The sequence below is a fragment of the Streptomyces sp. NPDC090798 genome (assembly GCF_044768965.1).
Taxonomy (GTDB): Bacteria; Actinomycetota; Actinomycetes; order Streptomycetales; family Streptomycetaceae; genus Streptomyces.
In genome coordinates this window covers 16534-40764 of sequence record NZ_JBIVXA010000025.1, presented here as the reverse complement: position 1 = coordinate 40764, position 24231 = coordinate 16534, and the positions used below count along the sequence as shown (strand labels likewise).

The window sequence follows — 24231 nt, the reverse complement described above, 5'->3', positions numbered from 1 at the left end:
GCGTGGCGGGATAGAGGCTCTGTGTCGTTCAAGCTTCGGAGGCTGTGATGATCGTCCCGTTCGGGGTCCGTGATTTTCTGGAACGTGCCGTCACCGTGTATGCCGACCGGGTCGGTGTGGTGGACGAGCCGGACCAACCGGCTGAGGTCTGGGAGGGGCTGACGTACGCGCGGGTGGGGGAGTTGGCGCGGGCTCAGGCTGCCGGGCTGGATGCGCTGGGTGTGCCGCTGGGCGCTCGGGTGGCGGTGGTCTCGCCGAACAGCGCGCGGCTGCTGACGTCGTTCTTCGGTGTCAGCGGTCACGGTCGGGTGCTGGTTCCGGTCAACTTCCGCCTGACGGCGGACGAGGTGAGCTACATCGTGGGTCACTCGGGGGCCGATGTGCTTCTTGTCGATCCGGAGTTGACGGAGCGTCTGGCCGGTGTCGACTGCCGGCACCGTTTCACGCTCGGGGCCGCTGCCGACGCCGAGCTGTACCGCTTCGGCACAGCCCCGCGGGCCTGGGAGCCGGACGAGAACGCCACCGCGACCATCAACTACACCAGTGGCACGACGGCCCGGCCCAAGGGGGTGCAGATCACCCATCGCAACATCTGGGTGAACGCGGTCACCTTCGCGTTGCACGCCGGGGTGACGGACCGGGACGTGTATCTGCACACGTTGCCGATGTTCCATGCCAACGGCTGGGGCATGCCGTTCGCGATGTCGGCCCTGGGCGTGCGACAGATCGTGCTGCGCAAGGTGGACGGGGCCGAGATCCTGCGCCGGGTGGCCGAGCACGGTGTGACGGTGATGTGCGCGGCGCCTGCGGTCGTGGGGGCGGTGCTGGCCGCCGCCGAGTCCTGGGAGGGGGAGATCCCCGGCCGTGACCGGGTGCGGATCATCGTCGCGGGCGCTCCGCCGCCGACCCGGACGGTCGCGCGCGTGGAGTCGGAGCTGGGGTGGGAGTTCATTCAGATCTACGGCCTGACCGAGACCTCGCCGCTGCTGACCGTCAATCGTGCCCGCGCCGAGTGGGACGGCCTCGGCGCTGCGGAGCGGGCGGAGAAGCTGGTGCGGGCCGGTGCTCCCGCGCTGGGCGTGACGCTCAGGACGGACGCCGAGGGTGAGATTCTCGCGCGCTCGAATGTGGTTCTGGAGGGGTATTGGGAGCAGCCGGAGGAGAGTGCGCGGGCGTTGTCCGGGGGGTGGTTCCACACGGGGGACGGGGGATCGATCGGCGAGTACGGCCATCTGACGATCAGTGACCGTAAGAAGGACGTGATCATCACTGGCGGGGAGAACGTGTCGTCGATCGAGGTGGAGGACGTGCTCTTCAGCCATCCGGCGGTTGCCGAGGTCGCGGTGATCGGGGTGCCTGACGAGAAGTGGGGCGAGACCGTGAAGGCCCTGGTGGTTCTTGTTCCCGGCGTGCGGGTGACGCAGGACGAGCTGATCCTCTTCTGCAAAGAGCGTCTTGCCGGTTTCAAGGCGCCGACTTCGGTGGAGTTCCGGGAGGAGTTGGCGCGTACGACGACCGGCAAGCTCCAGAAGTACAAGTTGCGGGAGCCGTATTGGGAGGGCCGCGAGCGGGGCGTTGGCTGAGCTGTCTGCCGGGTGGGTGCCGATGGTGGTGGTGAGGCCCTGCGTCAACTCACCTCGTTCGGCCGGGAACCGCTGGGCCAGGAAGACACGCCGTACAGGGTCTGAGGGTTGGCCGGCGCGTCCTGGTTCGGGTGATCGTCAGACGTGCACTGGTGCCCGCTCGTCCAGGAGGCCTTCGCTTCGCAGATCGTCCCAGACCTGAGCCGGGATCGCCGCGCCGAACGCCACCACGTTGCGGCGTACTTCGTCGTCGGTACGCATGCCGACCACGATGCCCGAGACGGCTGGGTGGCGGAGCGGAAAGGCCATCGCCAGCTTCGGCAGCGTCACACCGTGTGTTTCGCAGACATCGGCGATGCGCTGCGCGCGCTCAGGCATCCGCGGCGCGGCGGGCGCGTAGTCGAAGGTGGCACCCTCGGCAGGTCGGGCCGTGGCGAGCAGCCCGGAGTTGAAGACCGACGCCGCGAGTACCGAGACCCCCCGGTCCGTGCAGGCGGGCAGCAGTTCGTCGAGGGCGCTCTGGTCCAGAAGCGTGTAGCGGCCGGAGAGCATGACGACATCGACGTCCGACTCCTCGACCAGCCGGGTCAGTTTGCCGGGGTGGTACATCCCCGCGCCGATCGCGCCCACCACCCCCTGGGCACGCAGTTCGGCGAGGGCCGGACAGCCCTCGCGCAACGCATCCTCGACATGCTTCTCCGCGTCGTGCAGGAACAGCACGTCGATACGGTCGACGCCCATCCGCTCGAGCGAGTCCTCCACGCTGCGCAGAACACCGTCCCGCGTGAAGTCGCACACTCGACGGTGTGTTGCGGGCACCATGAAGTTTTCGTCCATCCGGCCCGCCGGGTCCTGCGGGACCAGCAGCCGGCCGACCTTCGTCGACAGCGTCACCTCCTCACGCGGCTTGCCGCGCAACAGACCACCGGTGCGGCGCTCGGAGTGGCCGATGCCGTAGTGCGGAGAGGTGTCGAAGTAACGGATCCCGCTGTCCCAGGCTGCCTCAAGGGCTCCCGCGGCGGTGTCGTCGTCCAGCGGCGCGAAGAGTCCCCCAAGTGGTCCACCACCGAAGGGTCGCTAATCTCGGCCGTCATGAACCAGCGGCGGCAGAAGAAGCTCTCCCATCATCTCTTCGCAGCGATTCCGGTGGGTGACACCGCCCGCGTGAAGGCGGTTCTGAGGGCCGGGGCCGACCCAGAACGAGCCGACAGCGAGGGCACCACCCCTCTCTATGAGGCATCCGTGAACGGGGAAGTCGAGATCGCCCGCCTGCTCCTGGCGGCCGGGGCGTGTCCTGACACCGAGAGCAGGGGACTCGGCGCGGACGGCACACCCCTGTGCGCGGCAGCGTGTTGGGGGCACACCGAGACGGTGCGCGAACTGTTGGCGCACGGCGCCGATCCGAATCTCCGAGAAGATCACGGCACCGGCTGGTCCCCCCTGGGCTGGGCACTCCACGGCCCTCATCCCGAAACTGCAGATCTCCTCACCATCGCGGGCGCGACGCCGCGCGGAGGAACCGCATAGCACCACCGCTCGCCATCACGGATCCCGTCAGCACACCTGGCGGGATCGACGATTCGGCAGGGCGGACTCAGGCAGAGGCCCTGAGGAATTCGATGAGCGCCGCGTTCACCTCGTCCGGGCGTTCCTGCTGCGTCCAGTGTCCGCAGCCGGTCAGTTTGATGGGTTTGCGCCAGAGGTTGGGCATGAGGTCGGGGAGGCGCTCGATGAGTTCGGGAGTGCCGGGGAACGCCGGGACCAAGTCGCGGTCGCCGTACATGTACAGGGCGGGCCGGGTGACGACGGCGCCGTGCCAGGGAGCGGTCAGTTCCCAGTTGCGGTCGAGGTTGCGATACCAGTTGAGTGCCCCGGTGAAGCCCTTGGAAAAACTCTCGGTGAGCGCGTCTAGATCGTCCTCGGTGAACCAATCCGGCAGCACCTCGGGGTCCGGCATGGCGGCGAGCCAGCCCCGCTCGGGGTCGACCAGCGGCTGCATGCCCTTCTGGGCGCCCGGAGCGTCGCCGGAGGCCGAATAGAAGAACTTCCGCAACGCGGTGCGGGTGTCCTTGGCGAACTCGGCGTCGGCGACACCGGGGCGGTTGAAGTAGTTCCAGTAGAAGCGGCCTTCGAACCTCTTCTCCATGGCGGCCAGCGGAGGCTCCGTCCCCCGGAACGGGGGCGGCACGCTCAGGCCGGCCACCCCGAGCACCATGTCCGGGCGCAGCAGCGCGGTGTGCCAGGCGACCGGCGCGCCCCAGTCGTGCCCGACGACGTACGCCTTCTCCTCGCCCAGGGCCTGGATCAGTCCGACGACGTCGCCGACCAAGTGGAGGATGGTGTACGCGTCGACGTCGTCGGGATGGTCGCTGCGTCCGTATCCACGCTGGTCGGGGGCGACCACTCGGAAGCCCGCTTCGGCCAGAGGGCCGAACTGGTGGTGCCAGGAGTGCCATGACTCGGGGAAGCCGTGCAGGAGGACTACCAGAGGGCCGCCGCCTTGTTCGGCGATGTGCAGCCGAACGCCGTTCACGTCAACCATTCGATGCTCAACCATGTGCGTAAGCGTACGTGCCGTGATCTTCGGGCTTGGCCTACCGGCGGCCCGCCTCGCTTGTGTCGCTCGTGCCGCGGGGAGCCGGCGGAGCGACTCGGATGGGATTACCTGGTCCCCACCAGTCGGGCCGCATAGGGTGACTGCCGATCCAGCCGATGCTCGGAGGGGATGCGCGGACAGCCCGGATGCGTGTAGCTCGGGCGGGGCAGGGTGACGCCTTCCGAATCGGTGGAGGCGTGCCTGGGTGCCCTGTAGGTGTAGGGATCGGCGAACGGGTCCAGTGCACGTCGACTCGATACGCAGGCGTCGCTCTTCGGTTCGGCGGGCCCGGCGGCCGGCGCCGCGGGCCGGGCCGGGCCGGGATCGAGGACCGTTTCGCACGCGCAGCCATGTCGACGTCAGGTGTTGACGAGTGCGCGTCTTTCGTCCGGGCGGAGCGTGTTGGCGGCAGACGGCTTGGGCGCCGGTCCCGGGTCTGCAACAATGCACGAAACGGAACTTCGCTCCGCAGATGATACGGAGCAATGTTCCGCTTCGCAAGTCTCATGGAAGGGTCGCCGCGGTGAACGACAGCGGTCAGGGCACGGAAAGTGCGGCGGGATCCAAGCGCAAGGATGCCCGGCGTAATCGACAGACCTTGCTGGATGCGGCCGCCACCGTCTTCGTCACCTCGGGTGTAGAGGCTCCGGTACGCGATATCGCGGCCAAGGCCGGCGTCGGGATGGGCACGATCTACCGGCACTTCCCGACACGGGCGGACCTCATCATCGCGGTCTACCGTCACCAGGTCGACGCCTGCGCCGAGGCCGGTCCGGCTCTACTGGCGAGCTGCGCCACTCCTTATGCCGCGCTGGGGCAGTGGATCGACCTCTTCGTCGACTTCCTGGTCACCAAGCACGGACTCGCTGCCGTGCTGCAGCCCGACAACGCCGGTTTCGACACGCTGCACACCTACTTCCTCGACCGGCTCGTGCCGGTGTGCGACGAACTGCTCGACGCCGCGGCCGAGCGCGGCGAGATCCGCTCCGGCCTTGAGGGCCTTGAGCTGATGCGAGGAGTGGGCAACCTCTGCGTCGGTGCGGACAGTGATCCGCGCTACGACGCACGCCGACTGGTCGGCCTGCTCATCGCCGGACTGCGCCAGCCGCAGTGACGATCGGCAGGACGTCTATGAAGAACCACCTTCATCACACCGACCTCGCAGCCGTGCGGCTATCGGCGACCGCCCTGTTTCCGCTCGCTGCGCCGCACCGCGCGACGCTGCTTCCCCGGCAAGGTTGCGGCCAACTCGCCCACCAGGGAGACGTCGTGGGGTGCGCCGTTCCTGCTGCCCCGGCACCACCACACCGGTGGGCCGGCCGACTCCGTTTCGCCTTCGCTCCGGTACCAGCCTTCAGTGGTCCCTGAGGGACGAGGGTGCATGCCGATCTTGTGTTCCCAGCAGATCGGCCAGACCTGCCGGAGTAGCTCGATTGGGCGGCGGGCGATGGTGCTGGTCGTGACCGGGACCGATGTGGGAGGACGAGAAATAGTTCACTGGCCATCACGGGGGACAGGGGCGAGGGAGGTTTTGGGCGCCGGCTCATTCTCATGTCGCTCTGCATGGGTGCTGGTGGCGACGTCGCCACCAGCACCACGTCACGGCCTGCCACTGATGCCGGCACGAGATCACGGCCGCGTCGGCAGGGGCGTTCAGCCCTCGGTCACTCCCGCGGCGGCCGTCTTCTTGGTCTTGGCGCGGGTCGGTGCGCCAAGTGCCCAGAAGATCACGCCCGTGACGATGAAGACGGCCAGCGGCACGGCCTCCGTCAGCAGATACGTCCAGCGCTCGCTGTAGCTCCAGCCGTCCGGTCGGAAGTCCGAACTGAACCAGTCGAAGGGCGCGCCCGGGACCAGCAGCTGCACCGAGGCGAACAGGATCAGCAGCGTCAGCACGATCGTGATCGGCCAGGCAGCGGGAGCCCGGTAGGCACGCTCCACCTGCGGGTACTTGCGGCGGAGCACCGGCAGCGCCGGGAAGATGCCGAGGTAGCTGATGAGCGTCGTGGAGACGGCGAGTCCGAGCACGGCGCCGAAGAGCTTGCCCGCGTCACCGCCGGTGAGCTGGTGGGCGAGGATCAGCACGCCGGTGGAGAGCACTCCGCTGAGCAGGTTGACCCGGACCGGCGTGCCGAACCGCTCGGAGATCACACCCAGGCCGCGGGGCGCGGCGCCGTCGTACCCGGAGACCGCCAGCGCACGGTCCGAGCCCATGATCCAGGTGACGCCCGAGGAGAGCACGGTCAGGATGAACATCACTGCGGCCAGATCGCCGAGCACGGTCCCGGCCCCGCTGAGGGTGACCGTGCCGTCGGACGCGACGTGGCCGCCGTAGACGGTGAAAACCTGGCGGATGGCATCGAGGAAGCCGCCGAGACCGGTGATGGCCTTGACCGGGAGGACCAGCAGGATGCCGAGAATGGGCAGGCCGTACAGCAGCACGCCGAGCCCGGCGGCGCGGAAGATGCCGTACGGGATGTCCTTCTGCGCGTCGGTCATCTCGTCGCCCGCGGTGTTGGGCAGTTCGAAGCCGACGTAGTTGAACATCAGGACCGGGACCAGGCCGACGAAGCCGGCATACGTCGGGGAGAAGTCGGCGAAGCCGAAACCGTGCAGGCCGTGCTTGAAGGCGTAGATGACCACGGTGAGCGTGAACAGGCCGAGCAGCACGAAACGGGACCACGCCCCGGCGGTGGGGATCCACTTGCCGACATCGAAGGAGAGGATCGCCGCGAGCACGCCCACCCAGATGAATATCAGTGTGAAGGCGTAGAAGGCCGGGGTGCTCAGATCCTTGCCGTCATTGAAGAAGGTGGTGAACGCGGCGACGGCCGAGACGGAGAGAGTGCCGCCGAGCCACACCGGATTGGTCACCCAGTAGAGGAAGTTGTTGACCGCTCCGGCCAGCCGCCCGAAGGCCCGGCTGGTCCAGATGTACGGCCCGCCCTCCTCCGCGAAAGCCGTGCCGAGTTCCGCGGTGAGCAGTGCTGACGGCACGAAAAAGATGACGGCCAGCACGATCAGCCAGGTGAACGCCTCCGCTCCGGAGGCGGCCACCGTACCGATGGTGTCGAGGCCGACGAGGGTGCAGACCAGGAAGAACAGGATGTCGAAGCGGCCGAAGTGTTTGCGGAGTTTGTTCCGTTCGGACTCCGCTGCGAGAGTGGTGGTGTCCACCTCGATTTTGGACAGACCAGCGGACACCCGGGCCTCCTGCTGATAAGCGTCGATATGTTCGGCACATGGTGTGTCGGTGTTCCGACGGGCGACAAGGGTTGAATCCCATTCTTGACCAAATCCCAAGTTCGGCACACCGCCGGAAACGCCGTCGAAATGTTTTCGCTACGTTGCGGGGAAAGTCAGTGACAGCGTGAAGCGACCGCCCGAATCGTTCCACCGACGGCGGAGTACGAACCCGGCGGCCGCCGGCTCCGCGCGGACGCCGTCCTGGCGGAATTGCGCGGAGATCTCGGTGCGCGGCTCCTCGGCCGAGGCGAAGTCGACAGTCAGATCCGGCGCGAGGATCTCGGCGGTGGGACGGAACGGGCGCGCGGCCGCATTTCGGCACACTCCTACTCGCGGTCCGTCGGTCCGTCGGTCCGGCGGTCTGACGGTTCGTCGGTCTGACGGTCCGACGGTCTGACGGGCGTAGGCCTGGGCCTCGTATCCAGTTGCTTGTCCGCCCAGGCGGCGTTGACCTGTCCACCTCGGCCCGGTGCCGCAGGGCACCAGGCCGTCAGACCGGTCTCACGCGGGATCCGGGCGTTTCAGGCGCTGGTGGTGTCGTCGTATGCCAGATTGCCGCCCAGTTCGCGGGATGCCTGGGCTTGGGCCAGGAGTTCTCTGGCCTTGCCCTCGACTCCTTCGATGGCGTCCGCGCCGGCGACGAAACGCAGCAGCGGCTTGTCCTGGTCGGCGATGGTGAGCAGCGCGCGGGCGAGCTTGGCGGGGTCGCCGGTCTGCCGGCCGTTCATGTTCTTCCAGGCCGCGACGGTGGCGGTGGTGCGCTCGGTGTAGTCGTCGATGGTCGGCTCGGGCCAGGTGGTGGAGGCGTCCACGAGCAGTTCGGTGCGGAAGAAACCGGGCTCCACGACCGTGGTGTGGATGCCGTAGGGCTCGACGTCGTAGCGCAGCGACTCCATCCAGCCCTCCACGCCGAACTTGGAGGCGGCATACGCGACGCAGAACTCCTGGCCGATCAGACCGGCGGAGGAGGAGAGCGTGATGATGTGGCCGGCGCGCTGCTTGCGCAGGACGGGCAGGACAGCGCGGGTGACGTTCATCGGGCCGAAGAGGTTGGTCTCGATCTGCTCGCGCATCCGCGCGGGCGTGATCTCCTCGAAGTAGCCGGCGAAGAAATTGCCGGCGTTGTTGACCAGGACGTCGATGCGGCCGAAGCGGTCGACGGAGGTTTGCGCGGCGGCTTTCGCGTCGTCCAGGCTGGTGACGTCGAGTTTGGTGGCGAGCAGGTTGTCCTGGGGACCGCCGAGGGTCTTCTCGATCTCTTCGGGGCGGCGGCCGGTGGCGACGACCTGGTGGCCGGCGGCGAGGGCTTCGCGGGCGATGTCCGTGCCCAGTCCGCGTCCGGCGCCGGTGACGAGAATGACCTTGCTCATGAGGAGTTCCTTTCAGGTGCCGTGTCCGGCACTCGGTGTTGTGCGGTGATGACGCGTGGTGTCCGTCCCGGAAGGCAGCCGGGCGGCGGTTGGCTGGTGGACGGGTGAGGGGAGTGGACGGGGGCCGACGCGGGCGGACGGGGTCAGGCCTGGTCGGTGGGCATGATCCACAGTTCGCCGACGGAGGCGTGGCGGGGTCGGGTGACCATGTAGGCGACGCCGTCGGCGATGTCGTCGGGGGCGAGAACCTCGGTCTGCTCGTAGAAGGTGCCGATCGCTTCGCGTATCTCGGGCTTGTGGTCGTTGTGCGAGCCCAGTTCGGTGTCCACGCCGCCCGGCTCCAGGACGCCGACGCGGACGTGCCGCTGGGTGACCTCCTGGCGCAGGGACTCGGTGAAGCCGTTCACGCCGAACTTGGTGAGGTTGTAGACGCCGTAGCCGTTCCAGGCGACGCGGCCCGCGATCGAGCTGATGTTGACGATGTCGGCGACCTTGCGGGGGCCGTCCTCGGCGGCCTCGAGCAGGTGCGGGAGGGCGGCGTGGGTGGTGTGGAGCAGGCCCTGGACGTTGACGGCGAGCATGCGCTCCCACTCGTCGACGTCCGCACCGACGACGGGACCCAGGAGCATCAGGCCGGCGTTGTTGACCAGGGTGTCGAGGCGCCCGAAGTGCCCGACGGTCTGCTGGACGGCTGCCTCGGCCTGGCGGCGATCGGTGATGTCGGCTTCCACCACCAGGGCGGTGCCGCCCGCCTTATCGATCTCGGCGGCGACGTCGTTCAGACGGCCCTTGCGGCGGGCCACGAGGGCGACGGAGGCGCCGTCCTCGGCGAGCCGGCGGGCGGTGGCCGCGCCGATACCGCTGCTCGCGCCGGTGACGAGCGCGACGGTGCCGGTCAGTTTCGATGCCATGGGGGTGTCCTGTTCTTCTTCTTCGGTTCTCTGGACGTGCCGTGCACGGTCGGCGGGGGCGGACCCTTCCGTGCCGAGGGGCGGGGCGAGCGCCGGTCGCCGCATCGGCGCGGCGGCGGGTGCGGCGGCCTGGAGCGGGCGCAGGGGATGCGGGTGAAGCGGAGCGCTGCTACGCGGCCGGTATGGCGCCCATCTGCTGAAGGATGCTCAGCATGTCGAGCTGGTCGCGCTCCGCGACGATCTTGCCGTGGTCCAGGCGGTTGAGCGCCATCCTCTCCGCGCGGATGGCCTTGCCCGTGTGGTGCGGCCCGCCGTACCGGTCGCGTCCGCAGCACCCGATCCGAAGGCCGAGAGGGTGAGCGCTGCCGGCGTCGGGAGTACGACGGCCGGCTTGGCGTATCGACGCATTGCTCGTCCTTCTGATTCTGTTCCGGAGGATCGTGTGGGTGTTCCGGAGAATCGCGGCGCGGACGGAGCCGCGAAGAGGCCGGTGACGCGCGGCAGATATGCCGCCGTGTCCGGGCGATTCACACCGCCGTGGGCGGTGCACCATCTACAGAACCGGTTGTCACGGGACGGCGGGAGACCCTGATGAGAGGGGGTACTGGGAGGGACCCCCAGCCATGTGGAAGCGCTCGTAGAGTGGAGCCCATGGCAGGCAGAAACGTCCCTTACGACACCAACCGCGATATCCGTGGTGATTTCCGCGCGGAGATCCGGGAATTCCTGGGCACGCGACGGGCCAGGGTCACCCCGGAGCAGGTCGGACTGCCCATGTACGGAGACCGCCGACGGGTCACCGGGCTGCGCCGCGAGGAGGTCGCCCTGCTCGCCGGCATCTCGAGTGAGTACTACACCCGCCTGGAACGCGGCAACGCCACCGGCGTCTCCGAGAGCGTCATCGACGGCATCGCGCGAGTGCTGCGGCTCGACGAGGCCGAGCGAACCCACCTGCTCGACCTCCTGCGCGGCGCCAGCACGACCCGTCCGCCGCGCCGCCGACCGGCCCAGCAGCGCGTCCGCCCCACGGTGCAGCGCGTCCTCGACTCGATGCTCGGCACGCCCGCGTTCGTACTCAGCGGACGCCTGGACATCCTGGCCGCCAACCATCTCGGACGCGCACTGTTCTCGCCGGTCTACGCCGACCCGGTGCGGCCGCCCAACAACGCCAGGTTCGTCTTCCTCGACCCCGGCGCGACCGAGTTCTTCCGCGACTGGGACAAGGTCGCAGGCGACACGGTCGCCATGCTGCGCGCCGAAGTGGGCCGCGATCCCTACGACCGGCGGCTGTCGGACCTGATCGGGGAGCTGTCCACCCGCAGTGAGGAGTTCCGCCGCCGCTGGGCCGCCCACAACGTCCGGATCCACACCACGGGCATGAAGCTCCTCCATCACCCCGTCGTCGGGGACCTCGACCTGCCCTTCGAGGCCTTCCCGCTGGGGGCCGACGCAGGCCAGAGCCTTCTCACGTACACCGCCGAGCCCGGGTCACCTTCGCAAGAGGCCCTGAACCTGCTGGCCAGCTGGGCCGCGGCCGACGAGGACATCGAGCGGTCCGCGCCGACCAACGACTCCGAGCCGACTGAGCCGGCCGAGACACCCGACTGATCGAGGGGCCGGGGCCGGGCGGGTCGGTCCGGGGGAGTCGTCAACGTCTTCGGCCGCTCGCGCGGACTGGATCGACCGAGCGTCCGTCACCAAGGGGAACCCCTTTGCGTCTGCGTCTGCGTCTGCGTCTCGTCGCCTCTGCACGGCCGCTCACAGGTGCGTGCGGGCCGCCGTCCGCGCGGTACTGTCGGCCACATGCGGAACGCGCCTGCCAATGCCCTCGGCGACTTCCTGCGCGCCAGCCGTTCCCGCCTGGAACCGTCCGATGTCGGACTGCCCGTCGGCGGCGGCACCCGCAGAGTGAAGGGCCTGCGTCGGGAAGAGGTCGCCGTGCTGGCCGGCGTGAGCGCCGACTACTACATCCGCCTGGAACAGGGCCGCGAGACCAACCCCTCACCGCAGGTCGTCGACGCGCTCGGCAGGGCACTGCGCCTGGGCGCGGATGCGCGCCCTCACCTGTTCCGCCTCGCCGGCATCAACCCCCGCACGAAGGCCGACAGCTTCCGTGACCAGGTACACCCCGACCTGCTGCGGCTGCTCGACGCCTTCCCGACGGCCGCGGCCTACGTCATGGGTCCCGCGTTCGGCATCCTGGCCACCAACGCCATCGCCGAGGCCCTCCTGTCCCCCTTCAAGGGGGAGACCAGCATGCCGCGGATCCTGTTCACCCACCCGCGGGCCCGCGAGGTCTTCCCCGACTGGCGGTTGGTCACCAGCGCGACCGTGTACGCGCTGCGCCTGAATGCGACCCGGTTCAGCGACGCCCCCGAGATCGGCGACCTGGTCCAGGAACTGCTGGAGGCGTCAGAGGAGTTCCGGACCCTGTGGAACGACCAGACTGTCGGGACCCTCACCCGCGCCCACAAGGTTTTCGTCCACCCCGAGGCCGGCCGCGTCGAGCTCACCTACCAGAGCTTCGACGTGCACGACGCGCCCGGCCAGGAGCTGCTGGTGGGCTCGGCAGAGCCGGGAAGCCGCAGCGCGGAATCCCTGACGTACCTTGCGTCCATGACCGCTCCCCGCTCCTGACGCGCGCCTCGGGGACATGAGACCGCGCGTCGGCGCGACGACCTGCGGGGCAGCGTCAGCTCTGGGCCGTGGGACGGACGACGATCTCGTTCAGGTCGACGCCTGAGGGCTGGGCGATCGCGTAGCCGATGGCCTCGGCGACCGCCGAGGCGGGCAGCCCGATCAGCTCGGTGACACCGCGGGCCGCGCCCTGCGCCTGAGCGTCACCGCCCTTGTCGGCCAGTTCGGAGCGGGTGAAGCCGGGACTGACGACCGTGACCCGGATGTCGGAGTTCTCCTGCCGCAACCCCTCGGACAGGGCTCGCACCGCGTACTTGGTCGCGCAGTACACCGCAGCCGTGGGGTCGACCCGGTGGGCGGCGGTGGACGCGATGTTGACGACGTGCCCGGACCGGCGTTCCAGCATCGACGGCAGCACGGCCGCGATGCCATGGAGCACGCCCCGCAGGTTCACGTCGATCATCCGGTCCCACTCCGCGACGCGCAGGGCTGCCAGCGGTGCCAGCGGCATCACCCCCGCGTTGTTGACCAGCACGTCGATGCGGCCGTGACGGGCCAGCGCCCCCTCGGCGAAGGCATGGACGCCGGCCTGCTCGGTGACGTCCAGTTCGGCGTACTCGGCGCTGAACCCGGTCTCCCTCAGCTCCTTGGTCAGCAGCGCGAGGCGGTCGGCGCGCCGGGCCCCGAGGACGACGTGGTTGCCGGCCGCGGCCAGGTGGCGGGCGGTCGCCTCGCCGATGCCGCTGGACGCCCCGGTCACGAGGACGATCTTGCGGTCGGACAGGATGGAAGTGGTAGTCACAGGACCCTCCGGAGTGGGGTGAAGCTCGGTATCGGCGATCGCCGACAACCCGAGTCTTCGCCCACGCGACTCCGGCAAGAAGGCCACGCCGAGGTGGGTGCCGCACACCCTCCTTCGCGTTACGTGGGTAGACCGACTCCTACCTACTCATCTGCCGGTCGGCAGGGCGCGCTGTGATACGGCCCCGGCGGCCAGGGTGGTGTGTAGGGGCAGATGTATGGCAGGGATAATCGAAAACCGAGCGTGACGCGACCACGCCGAAGCCCTGCCCATCAACCTGCTTCAGCGCTATCGGCTCTACGTGGATGAGCGACCCATCAGTGCCACCCGCGGGCGTTGAGCCGGGCGGCCTGGCGCGTCAGGTGGTCGCGCTCGGCGAGGTTGGGCGCCTTTTGGGCCGCCTCGGCGTACAGCCGTGCCGCCGTCGCCAGGTCGCCGTCGCGCTCGTGGAGGTACGCCGCCACCGCGGCGTGGCGGGGCAGTGAGTCGTCCAGTGCCACGAGTGCGGCCAGGCCGGCGCGTGGTCCGTCGGCTTCGCCGACGGCCACCGCGCGGTTGAGCCGGACGACCGGGCTGTCGGTCAGGCGCGCGAGCTCGTCGTACCACTCGACGATCTGCACCCAGTCGGTCTCCTCCGCGGTGGGCGCGTCGGCGTGGAGCGCCGCGATGGCGGCCTGGGCCTGGAACTCGCCCAGCCGGTCGCGGGCGAGGGCCGCCTGAAGGATCTCGACGCCCTCGGCGATCGACTCCGTGTCCCACCGGCCGCGGTCCTGCTCGGCGAGCGGCACCAGGCTGCCGTCGGGCGCGGTCCGGGCAGCGCGCCGGGCATGGTGGAGCAACATGAGGGCGAGCAGCCCCGCCACCTCGGGGTGGTCGATCGCGGCCGCGAGCTGCCGGGTGAGCCGGATGGCCTCGGCGGCGAGGTCGACGTCGCCGGAATAGCCCTCGTTGAAGACCAGGTAGAGGACGCGCAGCACGGTGGCGACGTCACCGGGCTGGTCGAACCGCACGCCGGAGACCGTGCGCTTGGCCCGGCTGATGCGCTGCGCCATGGTCGCCTCGGGCACCAGGTAGGCCTGGGCGATCTGGCGGGTGGTCAGACCGCCGACGGCGCGCAGGGTGAGCGCGACCGCGGACGACGGCGTCAGCGACGGGTGGGCGCACAGGAAGTAGAGCTGGAGCGTGTCGTCCACCGCAGGCGCGGGCCCGGGCGCCGGCTCCTCGTCGACGAGGTCCTCACGTCGGCGGCGGGCGGCCTCCGCCCGGGTCGCGTCGAGGAACCGGCGCCAGGCCACGGTGACCAGCCAGCCCTTCGGATCCCGCGGCGGGTCGGCCGGCCACACGCGGACCGCCTCGACCAGCGCGTCCTGCATGGCGTCCTCGGCCGCCGCGAAGTCGGCTCCGCGACGGACGAGGATCCCGAGCACGCTCGGTGTGAGGCTCCGGAGCAGGGCCTCGTTCACTTCGGAGGTCACTCCGTGACCGTGGGATGCCGCACGCCCAGGAACGGACGCAGTTCGAGCCACTCGTGGATCGGCTCCCCGCCCTTCCCAGGGGCGGCCGACAGTTCCCCGGCCAGCTCGACGGCGCGCTCGTAGCTGTCGACGTCGATCACCATCCAGCCGGCGATGAGGTCCTTGGTCTCGGCGAACGGTCCGTCGGTGACCGGAGGGCGCCCCTCGCCGTCATACCGGACGAACGTCCCCTCGGGGGCAAGCGCCTGGCTGTCGACGAACTCGCCGGTCCCCTCGAGCCGGTCCGCGAAGTCGCGCATGTACTGCACGTGGGCCGAGATCTCCTCCGGCGTCCACTGGTCCATGGGTACGTCGTTGACCGCAGCCGGGGCGCCGCGGTAGTGCTTCAGCAGCAAGTACTTGGCCATCGTGTTTCTCCTCCGTGCTGGTGCGACCCATTGTGGTCGCGCTCATTACGGGGACGGAGCCAGCCACGGATTCTCGACATCGCCGTCTGTCTTCTTTGGCTCTCGCAGATGAGCCTGAACGAGCCGGCGAAGACGGTCCGGCCCGCCGAAGCCGTCCAAGGCCATCCTCGACTCGGGCGCGCCGGTACCGGCCGAGGTGCTCGCCGACGCGTGGTAACCCTTCGGAGATCGCGGACGACGCCGGTGTTACGCCGGCCCTGGTCCATCGGTACTTTGTGTCCGAGAGCTGGAAACACGGATCCGGGAACCCTTCCGAGGCCTACTTGTGGGCGACGAGTCCGAGGCCAGGATTCGCCTGCTCGAATGCCTCATCGCGGGCTTCGGCCGGTTCGGGACCGGAGTGCTCGTGGAAGAAGAGAGTGACGAGCGCTCCCCGGAGGAGGACGTGGCCATCGGACGTCGGCTCGCACACATGCTCAAGGCTTGCCTGGACGACTGACCTCTTTCTGGGCCGTCGCTGGTGATGCGGCGCAGATCGCAGGCGGACGGTCGCGTGCGCGCCCAGCGACGAGGGCGAGCCCGATTGTCCTCTCGCTGAGCTGAGCCTGGAGAGCACCGGGACGTCAGCAGGTCGGCGGAACAGTAGGTACGGTACTCAGGCCCGGAGCCCGAAACGCAGAGCGGCGGCAGGCATGCCACCAGCCGCTGATTGGCTCTCGCTCTGAAAACGGCGCGCCTGGGAGACTCGAGATCTCATGCCGTACTTGAAGGAGTCGTGATGCAGGTAGCCGTGGTCACCTTCGACGGGTTCAACGAACTCGACAGCTTCATCGCTTCCGCGCTGATCAACCGGTGCCGTAGGGACGGCTTGGAGGCCTTCATCACGACGCCGACGCCGGTGGTCACGTCGATGAACGGCGTCGAGGTGACCGGGCAGCGCCCGATGGAGTTCGTGACCGAAGCCGACGTCGTGCTGATCGGCAGCGGAGTGAAGGCGCGAGAGGTGGTCGCCGACGACCGGCTCATCTCCAGGCTGCCGCTCGACCCTTCGCGACAACTGATCGGTTCACAGTGCTCCGGCGCCCTGGTGCTTGCACGGCTCGGTTTGCTGAGTGGCATGCCGGCTTGCACGGACATGAAGAGCCGGCCCTTTGTCGAAGCCTGCGACGTCACCGTGCTGGACGCGCCGTTCCACGCCGAGGGGAACATCGCTACAGCGGGCGGCTGTCTGGCGTCCCAGTATCTCGCCACGTGGGTGATCACCCGCATGCTAGGGGAGGACGCCGCGCGCGACGTCATCGGGTACGTGGCTCCGGTCGGCGAAAACCAGGAGACTGTCGAGCGCGCCCTGCGTGCCGTCCACGCGGGCGAGGCCGTACTGGGCTGATGCCCCGCGTTCAGCCGACGCCTGGCCGAGTTGTACGACAGGAGCCGGTTCACGGTCGGTCGGCCGGGCCGTGGCCGAGATCTGCGGGCTGCTGACGGCGAGCGATTTTGCTGTGACCGGTCCGGACCGGACCGGTCTGCGGCTGCGTACGTTGGACGACGTGTGCGCGTACGCCGAGACCGAAGGGGTCACACCGCGCCTTGACGGTACCGAGGCGCAGGCCCGGCACCCGAAGTCGCACCGCTCAGAGACCCTGGCCTACGTCTCGGCGAGGAAGAATCAGAACACCGAGACCTACGACAGCACCCGACGCCGATCCCAGCCGCGCATCAGCCAACAACGGCCCGATCACCGCCCACGCCCGATCAGTCACCTCATGACGACGCACCACGAACAGACCAAAGACCCAACCACTTTGCGGACACGACATAGCCCGTAGCCCCTGGCTGGACGGGCGGCAGCGCGTGGTGGTGTTGTTCCCACGGCACGGATGCCGTGGGAAAGCTCGTGCGCGGGTCCTACGAGGCCGTTGTTCCGACGGCCACTCGCCCTGCGGGCCGAACGGCTGGAGCTTCGGCCTGCCGAACGAGGAGTACCTCACCCCGTCCGACGGAAAGACCTTCGACGGCGAGGGCATCCCCCCTGACATCCGCACAGGCAACTTCGTTCAGGAGATCGCCAAGGGCACCCACGACTCCGCGTTCCCACAGGCTCTCGCGGTAATACGAGCGCCACGCTGAGTAGTGCCACTCGCGCACCCCCTTGCCCGGCAGTACGTCATCGGCCGGGGTGCTGTCTGTTCTCGTGGACGTCATCCCGCTTCGCCGCCGCACAGGTCGAGGTCGAACTCATACCGCTGGTCGCGGCCTCGACCGTCGTAGTGTCCTTCGCGGACTGCGAGTCGATCACCCCCGCCGTCGGCTCCGCATCCCGGCCCTCTGCTTCATGGGTCGCGCGGAGCCGGTCGGGCAACTCGCTGGTCATCCCCTGCCTCCGCCAGCGGGTGACGGACAGGTGCACCGCTTTCCACGTCCAGTAATCCGCAGGCAGCGCAGGTCACTTCACGCCTGATCCCAGTTCCGTCACCTCACCCTGAGTCGCAGCTGCCGGATCACGAGGACGACCAGGGCGATCGCCAGCGCAAGGCCCAAGGCGTCGAAGACTCCGACCGCCACGTAAGGCGCGCCGAGAAGTCGCGGAAGCTGACCGAACAGTAGGCAGAGCCCACTAAACAGTGGGTACATCCACCGGATGGGACCGCCGAAACGGTGTTTGGAAGCCGTGTTTGCCAGCTCCGCCTTGCCGCGGGACGTCAAGCGGAGGGCAAGGCCGAAGATCACGAAAACCCCGCCGAGTCCAACAAGTAACCAGTCCTGGACCTGCAGCATGGTGCCCCCTTGTGCGTCGAGACGTCTCTGCGTAGGCCGCAGCCGGGTGGGGAGCATACAGCGGCGGGGCAGGGGCTTTCCACGTTTCTGCAGGCCACACCGCGCGCTTGCCTGCGCATGAGCCTCTCCCGGTAGGCGTCCCGTGATCGCTGTGATCGCAATGCTGGCGCTGCGGTCCGTGGGGCCCCAAGTCCGGGCAGTCGTAAGGCCCCTGGTAGGAACGGTCTCGCGAAGGAAACATCCGACCGAGGGGCCTCACGTGCCGATCAGCGTCACATACACGGCCGTGTTCGATGTGAAGCGGTCCACCGCCGAGCATCGCGTCGGGCCACGCTGGCAGAACCCCAGATCTCCCGCGCCGACTCGTGCGGCCCCGCATGCACTGGCGCTGCAGTGACGCTCGATCGGCGGCGGCCCTGAACGGCGGGCGCGCTCACCCGCCCGGCGCCCCGCCGGCCGCGAAGTTCGAGAACCAGGTGAGCATCTCGGAGTGGGTGACTGACCCTTCGCTGCTGACGGCGCTGACAGGGGAACCCTGCAGGATGCGCTTGACGGGTACTTCGAGCTTCTTGCCGGTGAGCGTGCGCGGGACGGCGGGGATCGGCACGATCACGTCGGGCACGTGACGCGGGGACAAACGGCGTTTGACGGCCGTGGCGATCCGCTCGCGCAACCCGTCGTCGAGGGTGGTGCCGTTGGCGGTCACGACGAAGAGCGGCATGAAGTAGCCGCCGTCCGGCTGCTCCACGCCGATGACGAGGCTGTCGGCGACTTCGGGGATCTGTTCGACGACGGCGTAGATGTCGGCGGAGCCCATCCGTACGCCCATGCGGTTGAGGGTGGAGTCGGAGCGGCCGGCCACGACGACCGACAGGTCTTCGTCGACGGTGACCCAGTCGCCGTGCCGCCAGACCCCGGGGTAGGTGTCGAAGTAGCTGGCACGGTAGCGGGCGCCGTCGGGATCGTCGACGAAGTGGAGGGGCATGGACGGCAGCGGCGCGGTCACCACCAACTCGCCCTGCTCACCTGTCAGGGGGCGCCCGTAGGGATCCCACGAGGCCAGCGCGACGCCGAGTGAGGGGCATTGGATCCGGCCCACTCGTACGGGCAGCAGGGCGGAACCGCCGGCGAGTACCGAGCAGACGTCGGTGCCACCACAGATCGATTGCAGCCAGACGTTCGGTGCGAGCCGGTCGTGGACCCAGCGCCAGGTGCTGGCAGGGAGGGACGATCCGGTCTGGAGTATGGAGCGCAGTCGGTCGAGGCCGAACTCGGCCGCGGGACGCGTATCCGATTTCTCCACGGCGGCGAGGTAGGCAGCGCCCACGCCGACCATGGTGGCGCCGGTCTGTTCGGCCACCCGCCAGGCCCCGTTGACGTCCGGAAAGGTGGGGCTGCCGTCGTACAGGATGATCGTGCTGCCGTGGAGCAGGCCGCCGACCAGGAAGTTCCAGACCATCCAACTCGTGGATGTGAGGAAGAGGTAGCGGTCGTCGGGGCGCAGATCCGCGCCCAGGCCGAGTGCCTTGAGCAGTTCGACCACGATGCCGCCGTGACTTTGGACGATCCCCTTGGGTATCCCGGTGGTCCCCGATGACCACAGGATCCACAGCGGGTGGTCGAAGGGCACGTCGGCGAATTCCAGTGGCGATTCGGCGGCCGGCAGAGCGGACCAGGCATGCTGACCGATCTCGGGCCGCGTCGACCAGGGCTCGGTCGGGGCCGTGAAGAGGTTGTCGACCGTGAGGATGTGACGGAGGGTGGGAAGTCCGTCCGCGAGCTCGGCGACCTCCGGGCGTTTGTCGTATGTCTTGCCCCCGTAGCGATATCCGTCCGCGGCGATGAGGACGGCCGGCCGCGCCTGCCGCAGCCGGGCGAGCACGCTGGGCGTGCCGAAGTCCGGGGAGCACGCCGTCCAGACGGCGCCGACGGCGGCCGTGGCCAGCAGGGCGACCACGGTCTGGGGGAGGTTGGGAAGGTATCCGGCCACGCAGTCGCCGGGCCCGACGCCCAGGCGACGCAGGGCCGCCGCGACGTCCGTGACCTGGTGGCGCATCTCCTGCCACGAGGTCTCCACGGGTGTGCCGCCCTCGGCCACGCTGACCAGCGCCGGGCCGGCGTCGGTGGCTTGGGCGAAGCACCGCTCGGCGAAGTTCAGGCGGGCGCCGGGAAACCACTTGGCACCCGGCATCGACGCATCGCCCAGCACCTCGTCGTACTGGGTGACCGCGTCCAGCCCGTAGAACTCCCACACAGCCGACCAGAAGCCGGGCAGGTCGGTGGAGCTCCAGCGCCACAGCTCGGCGTAGTCGGAGAAGTGCAGCCCCCGCACCTCGCTCACCCATTCCATGAAGCACGCGACGTTGGAATCCTCCAGCTCACGCTGAGTGGGAGACCACAGGAGGTCGGGGTCGGTGTTCATCGTTGCCTTTCGCGGGGGCTGCATGGCGGGCGGGCGCTCAGTCGAGTTCGATGTCGAGTTCGATGTCGATTGCAACTTCGAGTTCGCGGAGCAGTTCCTCCGCGCGCGGCCACGGGCCGTAGCCGGAGGCCGGGTTGAGGTGGCCGACCTCGCCGAGTTCCACGAGGCGGCCGCCCCAGTCGCGGGACAACTCGGCGACGCGCTCGACGCTGCCCAAGGGGTCGTTCGAACTGGCCGCGACGATGGTGGAGAACGGCAGCGGGGAGCGGGGCACCGGTGCCCAGCCGTTCTCGTCGAGCACCTCGGGGGTGGGGTATCCCTCCGGCAGCGGCTTCTCGAAGTCCGGCGGCGTCACCAGCAGCGCCCCCCGTACCCGGGCCTCGTGCCACTGGGCCCAGTGGACGGTGGTGATCACACCGGCGCTGTGGGCGACCAGCACGACGGGCCCCGCGATCTCCGCGATCACCTCGTCCAGTGCGGCCACACGGGCCTCCCGGCTGAGCTGGTTCTGCGTCAGCGGGGGAACCGTACGGACGGTACGCCCGGCCTCGGCGAGCCGGTTGGCCAGCAGCGTCTGCCAGTGCTCCTCGACGTGGTCGCGCAGGCCGGGGACGATCACGAGGACCGGCTCGGTGGTACGGCTCATGAGGACACCTCCGATTCCTTCGGCTCCGCCACGGGGGCGCGGTCGGTCAGGCGACGCAGATCACGGTCGTAGTAGTGGCGGCCGATCAGGAAGGCCACGGTGGCCGCGAGCGCCGTCAGAGGGACGATCCGCAGCGCGCCGAGCAGACCCATGCTGTCCGCGAGCGCGCCGGTGGCCGCGGGCCCGGGCGCCAGTCCGAGCAGGCTGTTGGCGAGAGTGAGCGTGGCGAAGGCCGTCGCGGAGATGGACGCGGGGGTCAGATTGGCCACCATGGCGGCGGCGGGACCGGCCGTGCCGGCCGACAGCAGGGCTCCGGCGGCCAGCATCACCAGCTGCGGCGGGCCGGTCGGCAGCCGGAACGCGGTCATGAGCAGGACGAGCGAGCCGATGCTGCAGGCGATGGCCACGGACCATTTCCGGATCGGGAACGCCTGGGCGATCCGGTCCGAGGCGATCCCGCCGACAATCATGCCTATGCCGATGATCAGGACGAAGACCCCGGCGGTCGCACCGGCCTTCGCGGTGGTCATGCCGTAGTAGCGGTTGAAGTAGCTGGGCAGCCAGGCCATGAGCGCGGCGGCGATGAACAATTGGAGTCCGCTGCCGACGTAGGCGCTGATCACCGAGACGGAGGAGAACAGCCGCGGCAGGAGCGCGCGCAGGTCGCCGCGTGGGCCGGCGTCGGTCTTCGCGTCGGTGGAACTCGCTCGCGGAGCCAGCCTCTTCTCCGTGACCACGCAGCCGTAGACCCCGGCCAGCACGAGTCCGAAGATGCCCATGACGCCGAACGCCCAGCGCCAGCCGAACTGCTGGGCCACGGCGCCGCCGATCGACACGCCCAGGACCGAGCCGAAGGCCCCGCCCGCGATGAAGGCGCCGGAGAGGGTGGCCCGCAGGCCGACCGGGAAGATGCTCAGGACGACGGCGATGCCGATGCTCCCATATGCCGCCTCACCGATGCCGACGAAGAGGCGGCCGGCGAACATCTGGCCGTAGCTCGCGGACACCGCGCAGCCCAGGGTCGCCACGCTCCACATCGTCGCGGCGAACAGCAGGCTCCTCACCCGGCCCCAGCGGTCCGCCAGGAGCGACATGGGAACGGTGAGCAGACCGACCATGAGGGCCACGATGCCGCTGAGCGAGCCCAGCCTGGCGTCGGAGAGCAGCCATTCGGCCTTGAGCATCGGGAAGACGGCGTTGAGCACCTGCCGCGACATGTAGTCGGACAGCAGCAGGCCGAAACTCAGGGCGAAGACCACCCAGGCGTACCGTCGGGACACGGGCCATCCGGACGAGACCGTCGTCTCTGTCTTCGGGATGGGCTCAGCAGTGGTGTGCAACTCCATTGTCATCACCTCACGTGCTTTCGAAGGAATGGTCAGAACGGTCTGTCGCCGACGATCCCGGCGCGCTCCATACGGCGGACGGCGGGCCAGTAGTCCTGGACGGCGTAGTGCTGGGTGGAGCGGTTGTCCCAGATGGCGACGCTGTTCGGCGTCCAGCGCCAGCGCACCTGGTACTCGGGGATCGCGGCCTGGCTGATCAGGTGGTTCAGCAGGAGACCCGCGCCCGGGGCGTAGTCCTGCCCGAAGCGCACGTTCTCGGGCGTGTGGTAGTTGACGAAGTGGGTGGTGAAGGCGTTGACGAAGAGGATCTGTTCGCCGGTCTCGGGATGGGTGCGCACCACCGGGTGCTCCGCGTCGGGGAACCGCGCCTTGAGCGCCTGGCGCGCGTCCTGTGGCAGGACGGCACCGAACGTGGCCTCGATGCTGTGCCGGGCCCGGAGCCCCTGGATCTGTGTCTTGATGTGCTCCGGCAGCCGGCGGTGGGCCTCGGCCATGTTGACCCACATCGTGTCACCGCCCACCGGGGGCGACTCGACGCAGCGCAGAACGGCGCCCATCGACGGGTTCTCACGCCAGGTGCCGTCGGTGTGCAGGGCGTTCTCGTAGTGCTCCGGAGCGCTGTCCAGGTCCTTGTAGATGCGCACCAGGCCGGGGTGGTCGGGGTCGCTGCCGGCCACGGGGTGGTCCTCCAGCGGGCCGAAGCGCTCGGCGAAGGCGACGTGTTCGGCGCGCGTGATGTCCTGGTCCCGCAGGAACAGCACCTTGTACTGCAACAGCAGGGCCCTGATCTCGGCGAACAGGCCGTCGTCCCGCGAGGCGTCGCCGAGGTTCACGCCGAAGAGCTCGGCGCCGATGGTGCAGGTCAGTGGTTCGACCCTGATCGAGCCGCGGGAGTGGGCGCGCACCAACGCGGGCGCGCCCTCCAGCGGAGCGAGAGACTCTTTCATGGTGCTTCCTCCCGGAGAGGGCGTGATGCGTGTGATCCAGCAGGGGCTCAGAGGACGAAGACGGACGATCCCGTGGTCCGTCCCGCCTCCAGCTCGCGGTGCGCCCGTACGGCGTCCTCGAGCGCGTAGCGCTGGTTGATCTCGATGGCGATGCGCCCGGAGGCGACGTGGTCGAACAGCTCGCCCGCCAGCTCGGCCCGCTCCGCAGGGTCGGCGATGTAGTCGGCGAGCGCCGGCCGGGTGACGAACAGCGAGCCGCTGACGGCCAGTTGCATGGCGTCGATGGGCGGGACCGGACCGGAGGCCGTACCGAAGCAGACGAGCAGACCGCGGCGTCGGAGCGAGGCGAGCGAGGCGGCGTAGGTGGTCCTGCCGACACTGTCGAAGGCGACCGGGACCCCGGTGCCATCGGTCAGTTCGCGCACCCGCTCGGCCACGTTCTCGCGCTGGTGGTGGATGACGTGGTCGCAGCCGTGGGCGCGGGCGAGTTCGGCCTTCTCCTCGGTGGAGACGGTGCCGATGACGGTCAGTCCGAGCAGCTTGGCCCACTGGCAGACGATGAGGCCGACGCCTCCCGCCGCCGCGGTCAGCAGGATCGTGTCGCCGGCCTTCAGCGGGTGGATCCTGCGCATCAGGTACGCGGAGGTGAGGCCGCGCATGGTCATTGCGGCGGCGGTCTCGAAGCCGATGCCGTCCGGCAGCCGGATCAGGGAGTCGGCGGGCATGACCCGTTCCGTGCTGTAGGCACCGAGCGGGCTTCCGGTGTACGTGACCCGGTCCCCCTCGGTGATCCGGGTGACGCCCTCGCCCACCGCCTGGACCACCCCCGCGGCCTCGACGCCCAGTCCGGCCGGCAGCGGCGCGGGATACAGGCCGCTACGGAAATAGGTGTCGGCGAAGTTGAGTCCGACGGCTTCGTGCCGGATCAGTACCTCGCCCGGGCCGGGGTCGCCGACGACGACCTCGTGCAGGCGCAGGACTTCGGGACCGCCGGTTTCCTTGAAACGAATGGCGTGAGCCATGGGCGTGCTCCGTTGTTCAGGGGAGGTGAGGAGGAGGGGAAGGGCC

The 24231-nt window shown here is 69.2% G+C and carries 22 protein-coding genes and 1 pseudogene; 7 read left to right on the top strand and 16 right to left on the bottom strand.

The window, feature by feature from the left end:
- Positions 1-47 precede the first annotated feature (47 nt).
- Complete coding sequence (locus ACIQTP_RS38210) at positions 48-1583, top strand: AMP-binding protein (protein ID WP_403408634.1); 1536 nt, start codon at positions 48-50, stop codon at positions 1581-1583.
- A 138-nt stretch (positions 1584-1721) separates the two neighbouring features.
- Here ACIQTP_RS38210 and ACIQTP_RS38205 read toward each other — a convergent pair.
- Positions 1722-2642, bottom strand: a pseudogene (locus ACIQTP_RS38205) (aldo/keto reductase); the annotation flags it as partial.
- A gap of 33 nt (positions 2643-2675) precedes the next feature.
- Between ACIQTP_RS38205 and ACIQTP_RS38200 the strand changes: the two are divergent.
- Positions 2676-3110: an ankyrin repeat domain-containing protein gene (locus tag ACIQTP_RS38200; protein WP_403408632.1), complete on the top strand. Its 435-nt coding sequence runs from the start codon at positions 2676-2678 to the stop codon at positions 3108-3110.
- A gap of 67 nt (positions 3111-3177) precedes the next feature.
- On the opposite strand, the gene ACIQTP_RS38195 is transcribed toward ACIQTP_RS38200, so the two are convergent.
- Positions 3178-4140 (bottom strand): alpha/beta fold hydrolase, encoded by a 963-nt coding sequence (locus ACIQTP_RS38195; RefSeq protein ID WP_403408630.1) that lies wholly within the window; start codon positions 4138-4140, stop codon positions 3178-3180.
- Between the two features lie 562 nt (positions 4141-4702).
- Here ACIQTP_RS38195 and ACIQTP_RS38190 point away from each other — a divergent pair.
- Positions 4703-5293, top strand: coding sequence for a TetR/AcrR family transcriptional regulator (locus ACIQTP_RS38190; RefSeq protein WP_403408628.1), 591 nt, complete (start codon positions 4703-4705; stop codon positions 5291-5293).
- A gap of 539 nt (positions 5294-5832) precedes the next feature.
- On the opposite strand, the gene ACIQTP_RS38185 is transcribed toward ACIQTP_RS38190, so the two are convergent.
- The 4 genes from ACIQTP_RS38185 to ACIQTP_RS38170 form a co-directional block, all read right to left on the bottom strand.
- Positions 5833-7383, bottom strand: coding sequence for an APC family permease (locus ACIQTP_RS38185; RefSeq protein WP_403408626.1), 1551 nt, complete (start codon positions 7381-7383; stop codon positions 5833-5835).
- Positions 7384-7521: 138 nt separating this feature from the next.
- A complete protein-coding gene (locus ACIQTP_RS38180; protein WP_403408624.1) occupies positions 7522-7749 on the bottom strand; it encodes an L-histidine N(alpha)-methyltransferase in 228 nt (75 codons plus the stop codon).
- A gap of 197 nt (positions 7750-7946) precedes the next feature.
- Positions 7947-8795 carry an SDR family oxidoreductase gene (locus tag ACIQTP_RS38175; protein ID WP_403408622.1) on the bottom strand — a complete coding sequence of 283 codons (849 nt, stop codon included), beginning with the start codon at positions 8793-8795 and terminating at the stop codon, positions 7947-7949.
- Between the two features lie 143 nt (positions 8796-8938).
- Entirely contained in the window at positions 8939-9706 is a 768-nt protein-coding gene (locus tag ACIQTP_RS38170; protein ID WP_403408620.1) for an SDR family NAD(P)-dependent oxidoreductase, read from the bottom strand.
- A 651-nt stretch (positions 9707-10357) separates the two neighbouring features.
- Here ACIQTP_RS38170 and ACIQTP_RS38165 point away from each other — a divergent pair.
- Together ACIQTP_RS38165 and ACIQTP_RS38160 are read left to right on the top strand one after the other, a co-directional pair.
- Positions 10358-11314, top strand: coding sequence for a helix-turn-helix domain-containing protein (locus tag ACIQTP_RS38165; protein ID WP_403408618.1), 957 nt, complete (start codon positions 10358-10360; stop codon positions 11312-11314).
- A gap of 195 nt (positions 11315-11509) precedes the next feature.
- Entirely contained in the window at positions 11510-12343 is an 834-nt protein-coding gene (locus ACIQTP_RS38160) for a helix-turn-helix transcriptional regulator (protein ID WP_403408616.1), read from the top strand.
- 55 nt (positions 12344-12398) lie between these two features.
- Here ACIQTP_RS38160 and ACIQTP_RS38155 read toward each other — a convergent pair whose 3' ends face one another.
- The 3 genes from ACIQTP_RS38155 to ACIQTP_RS38145 form a co-directional block, all read right to left on the bottom strand.
- A complete protein-coding gene (locus ACIQTP_RS38155) occupies positions 12399-13145 on the bottom strand; it encodes an SDR family oxidoreductase (RefSeq protein ID WP_403408614.1) in 747 nt (248 codons plus the stop codon).
- A 317-nt stretch (positions 13146-13462) separates the two neighbouring features.
- Positions 13463-14608: an RNA polymerase sigma factor gene (locus ACIQTP_RS38150; protein ID WP_403408827.1), complete on the bottom strand. Its 1146-nt coding sequence runs from the start codon at positions 14606-14608 to the stop codon at positions 13463-13465.
- 8 nt (positions 14609-14616) lie between these two features.
- Positions 14617-15027, bottom strand: a complete 411-nt coding sequence (locus ACIQTP_RS38145; RefSeq protein ID WP_403408612.1) for a YciI family protein — start codon at positions 15025-15027, stop codon at positions 14617-14619.
- 325 nt (positions 15028-15352) lie between these two features.
- Here ACIQTP_RS38145 and ACIQTP_RS38140 point away from each other — a divergent pair, with 325 nt between their 5' ends.
- Positions 15353-15526: a hypothetical protein gene (locus ACIQTP_RS38140; protein WP_403408610.1), complete on the top strand. Its 174-nt coding sequence runs from the start codon at positions 15353-15355 to the stop codon at positions 15524-15526.
- A 279-nt stretch (positions 15527-15805) separates the two neighbouring features.
- The gene (locus ACIQTP_RS38135) at positions 15806-16414 is read left to right on the top strand and encodes a DJ-1/PfpI family protein (RefSeq protein WP_403408608.1); all 609 of its coding nucleotides are present in this window, start codon (positions 15806-15808) and stop codon (positions 16412-16414) included.
- A 777-nt stretch (positions 16415-17191) separates the two neighbouring features.
- On the opposite strand, the gene ACIQTP_RS38130 is transcribed toward ACIQTP_RS38135, so the two are convergent.
- The 7 genes from ACIQTP_RS38130 to ACIQTP_RS38100 form a co-directional block, all read right to left on the bottom strand.
- The gene (locus ACIQTP_RS38130) at positions 17192-17398 is read right to left on the bottom strand and encodes a hypothetical protein (RefSeq protein WP_403408606.1); all 207 of its coding nucleotides are present in this window, start codon (positions 17396-17398) and stop codon (positions 17192-17194) included.
- 98 nt (positions 17399-17496) lie between these two features.
- On the bottom strand, positions 17497-17802 hold the full coding sequence (locus ACIQTP_RS38125; RefSeq protein WP_403408604.1) for a hypothetical protein: 306 nt from the start codon (positions 17800-17802) through the stop codon (positions 17497-17499).
- 433 nt (positions 17803-18235) lie between these two features.
- On the bottom strand, positions 18236-20224 hold the full coding sequence (locus tag ACIQTP_RS38120) for an acetoacetate--CoA ligase (protein WP_403408602.1): 1989 nt from the start codon (positions 20222-20224) through the stop codon (positions 18236-18238).
- A gap of 37 nt (positions 20225-20261) precedes the next feature.
- Positions 20262-20870 (bottom strand): RBBP9/YdeN family alpha/beta hydrolase, encoded by a 609-nt coding sequence (locus tag ACIQTP_RS38115; RefSeq protein ID WP_403408600.1) that lies wholly within the window; start codon positions 20868-20870, stop codon positions 20262-20264.
- Complete coding sequence (locus tag ACIQTP_RS38110; protein ID WP_403408598.1) at positions 20867-22150, bottom strand: MFS transporter; 1284 nt, start codon at positions 22148-22150, stop codon at positions 20867-20869. The genes ACIQTP_RS38115 and ACIQTP_RS38110 overlap by 4 nt, the downstream gene beginning before the upstream one ends.
- Before the next feature lie 98 nt (positions 22151-22248).
- A complete protein-coding gene (locus ACIQTP_RS38105) occupies positions 22249-23163 on the bottom strand; it encodes a TauD/TfdA dioxygenase family protein (protein ID WP_403408596.1) in 915 nt (304 codons plus the stop codon).
- 47 nt (positions 23164-23210) lie between these two features.
- Positions 23211-24185, bottom strand: a complete 975-nt coding sequence (locus ACIQTP_RS38100; RefSeq protein ID WP_403408594.1) for a quinone oxidoreductase family protein — start codon at positions 24183-24185, stop codon at positions 23211-23213.
- Positions 24186-24231 lie beyond the last annotated feature (46 nt).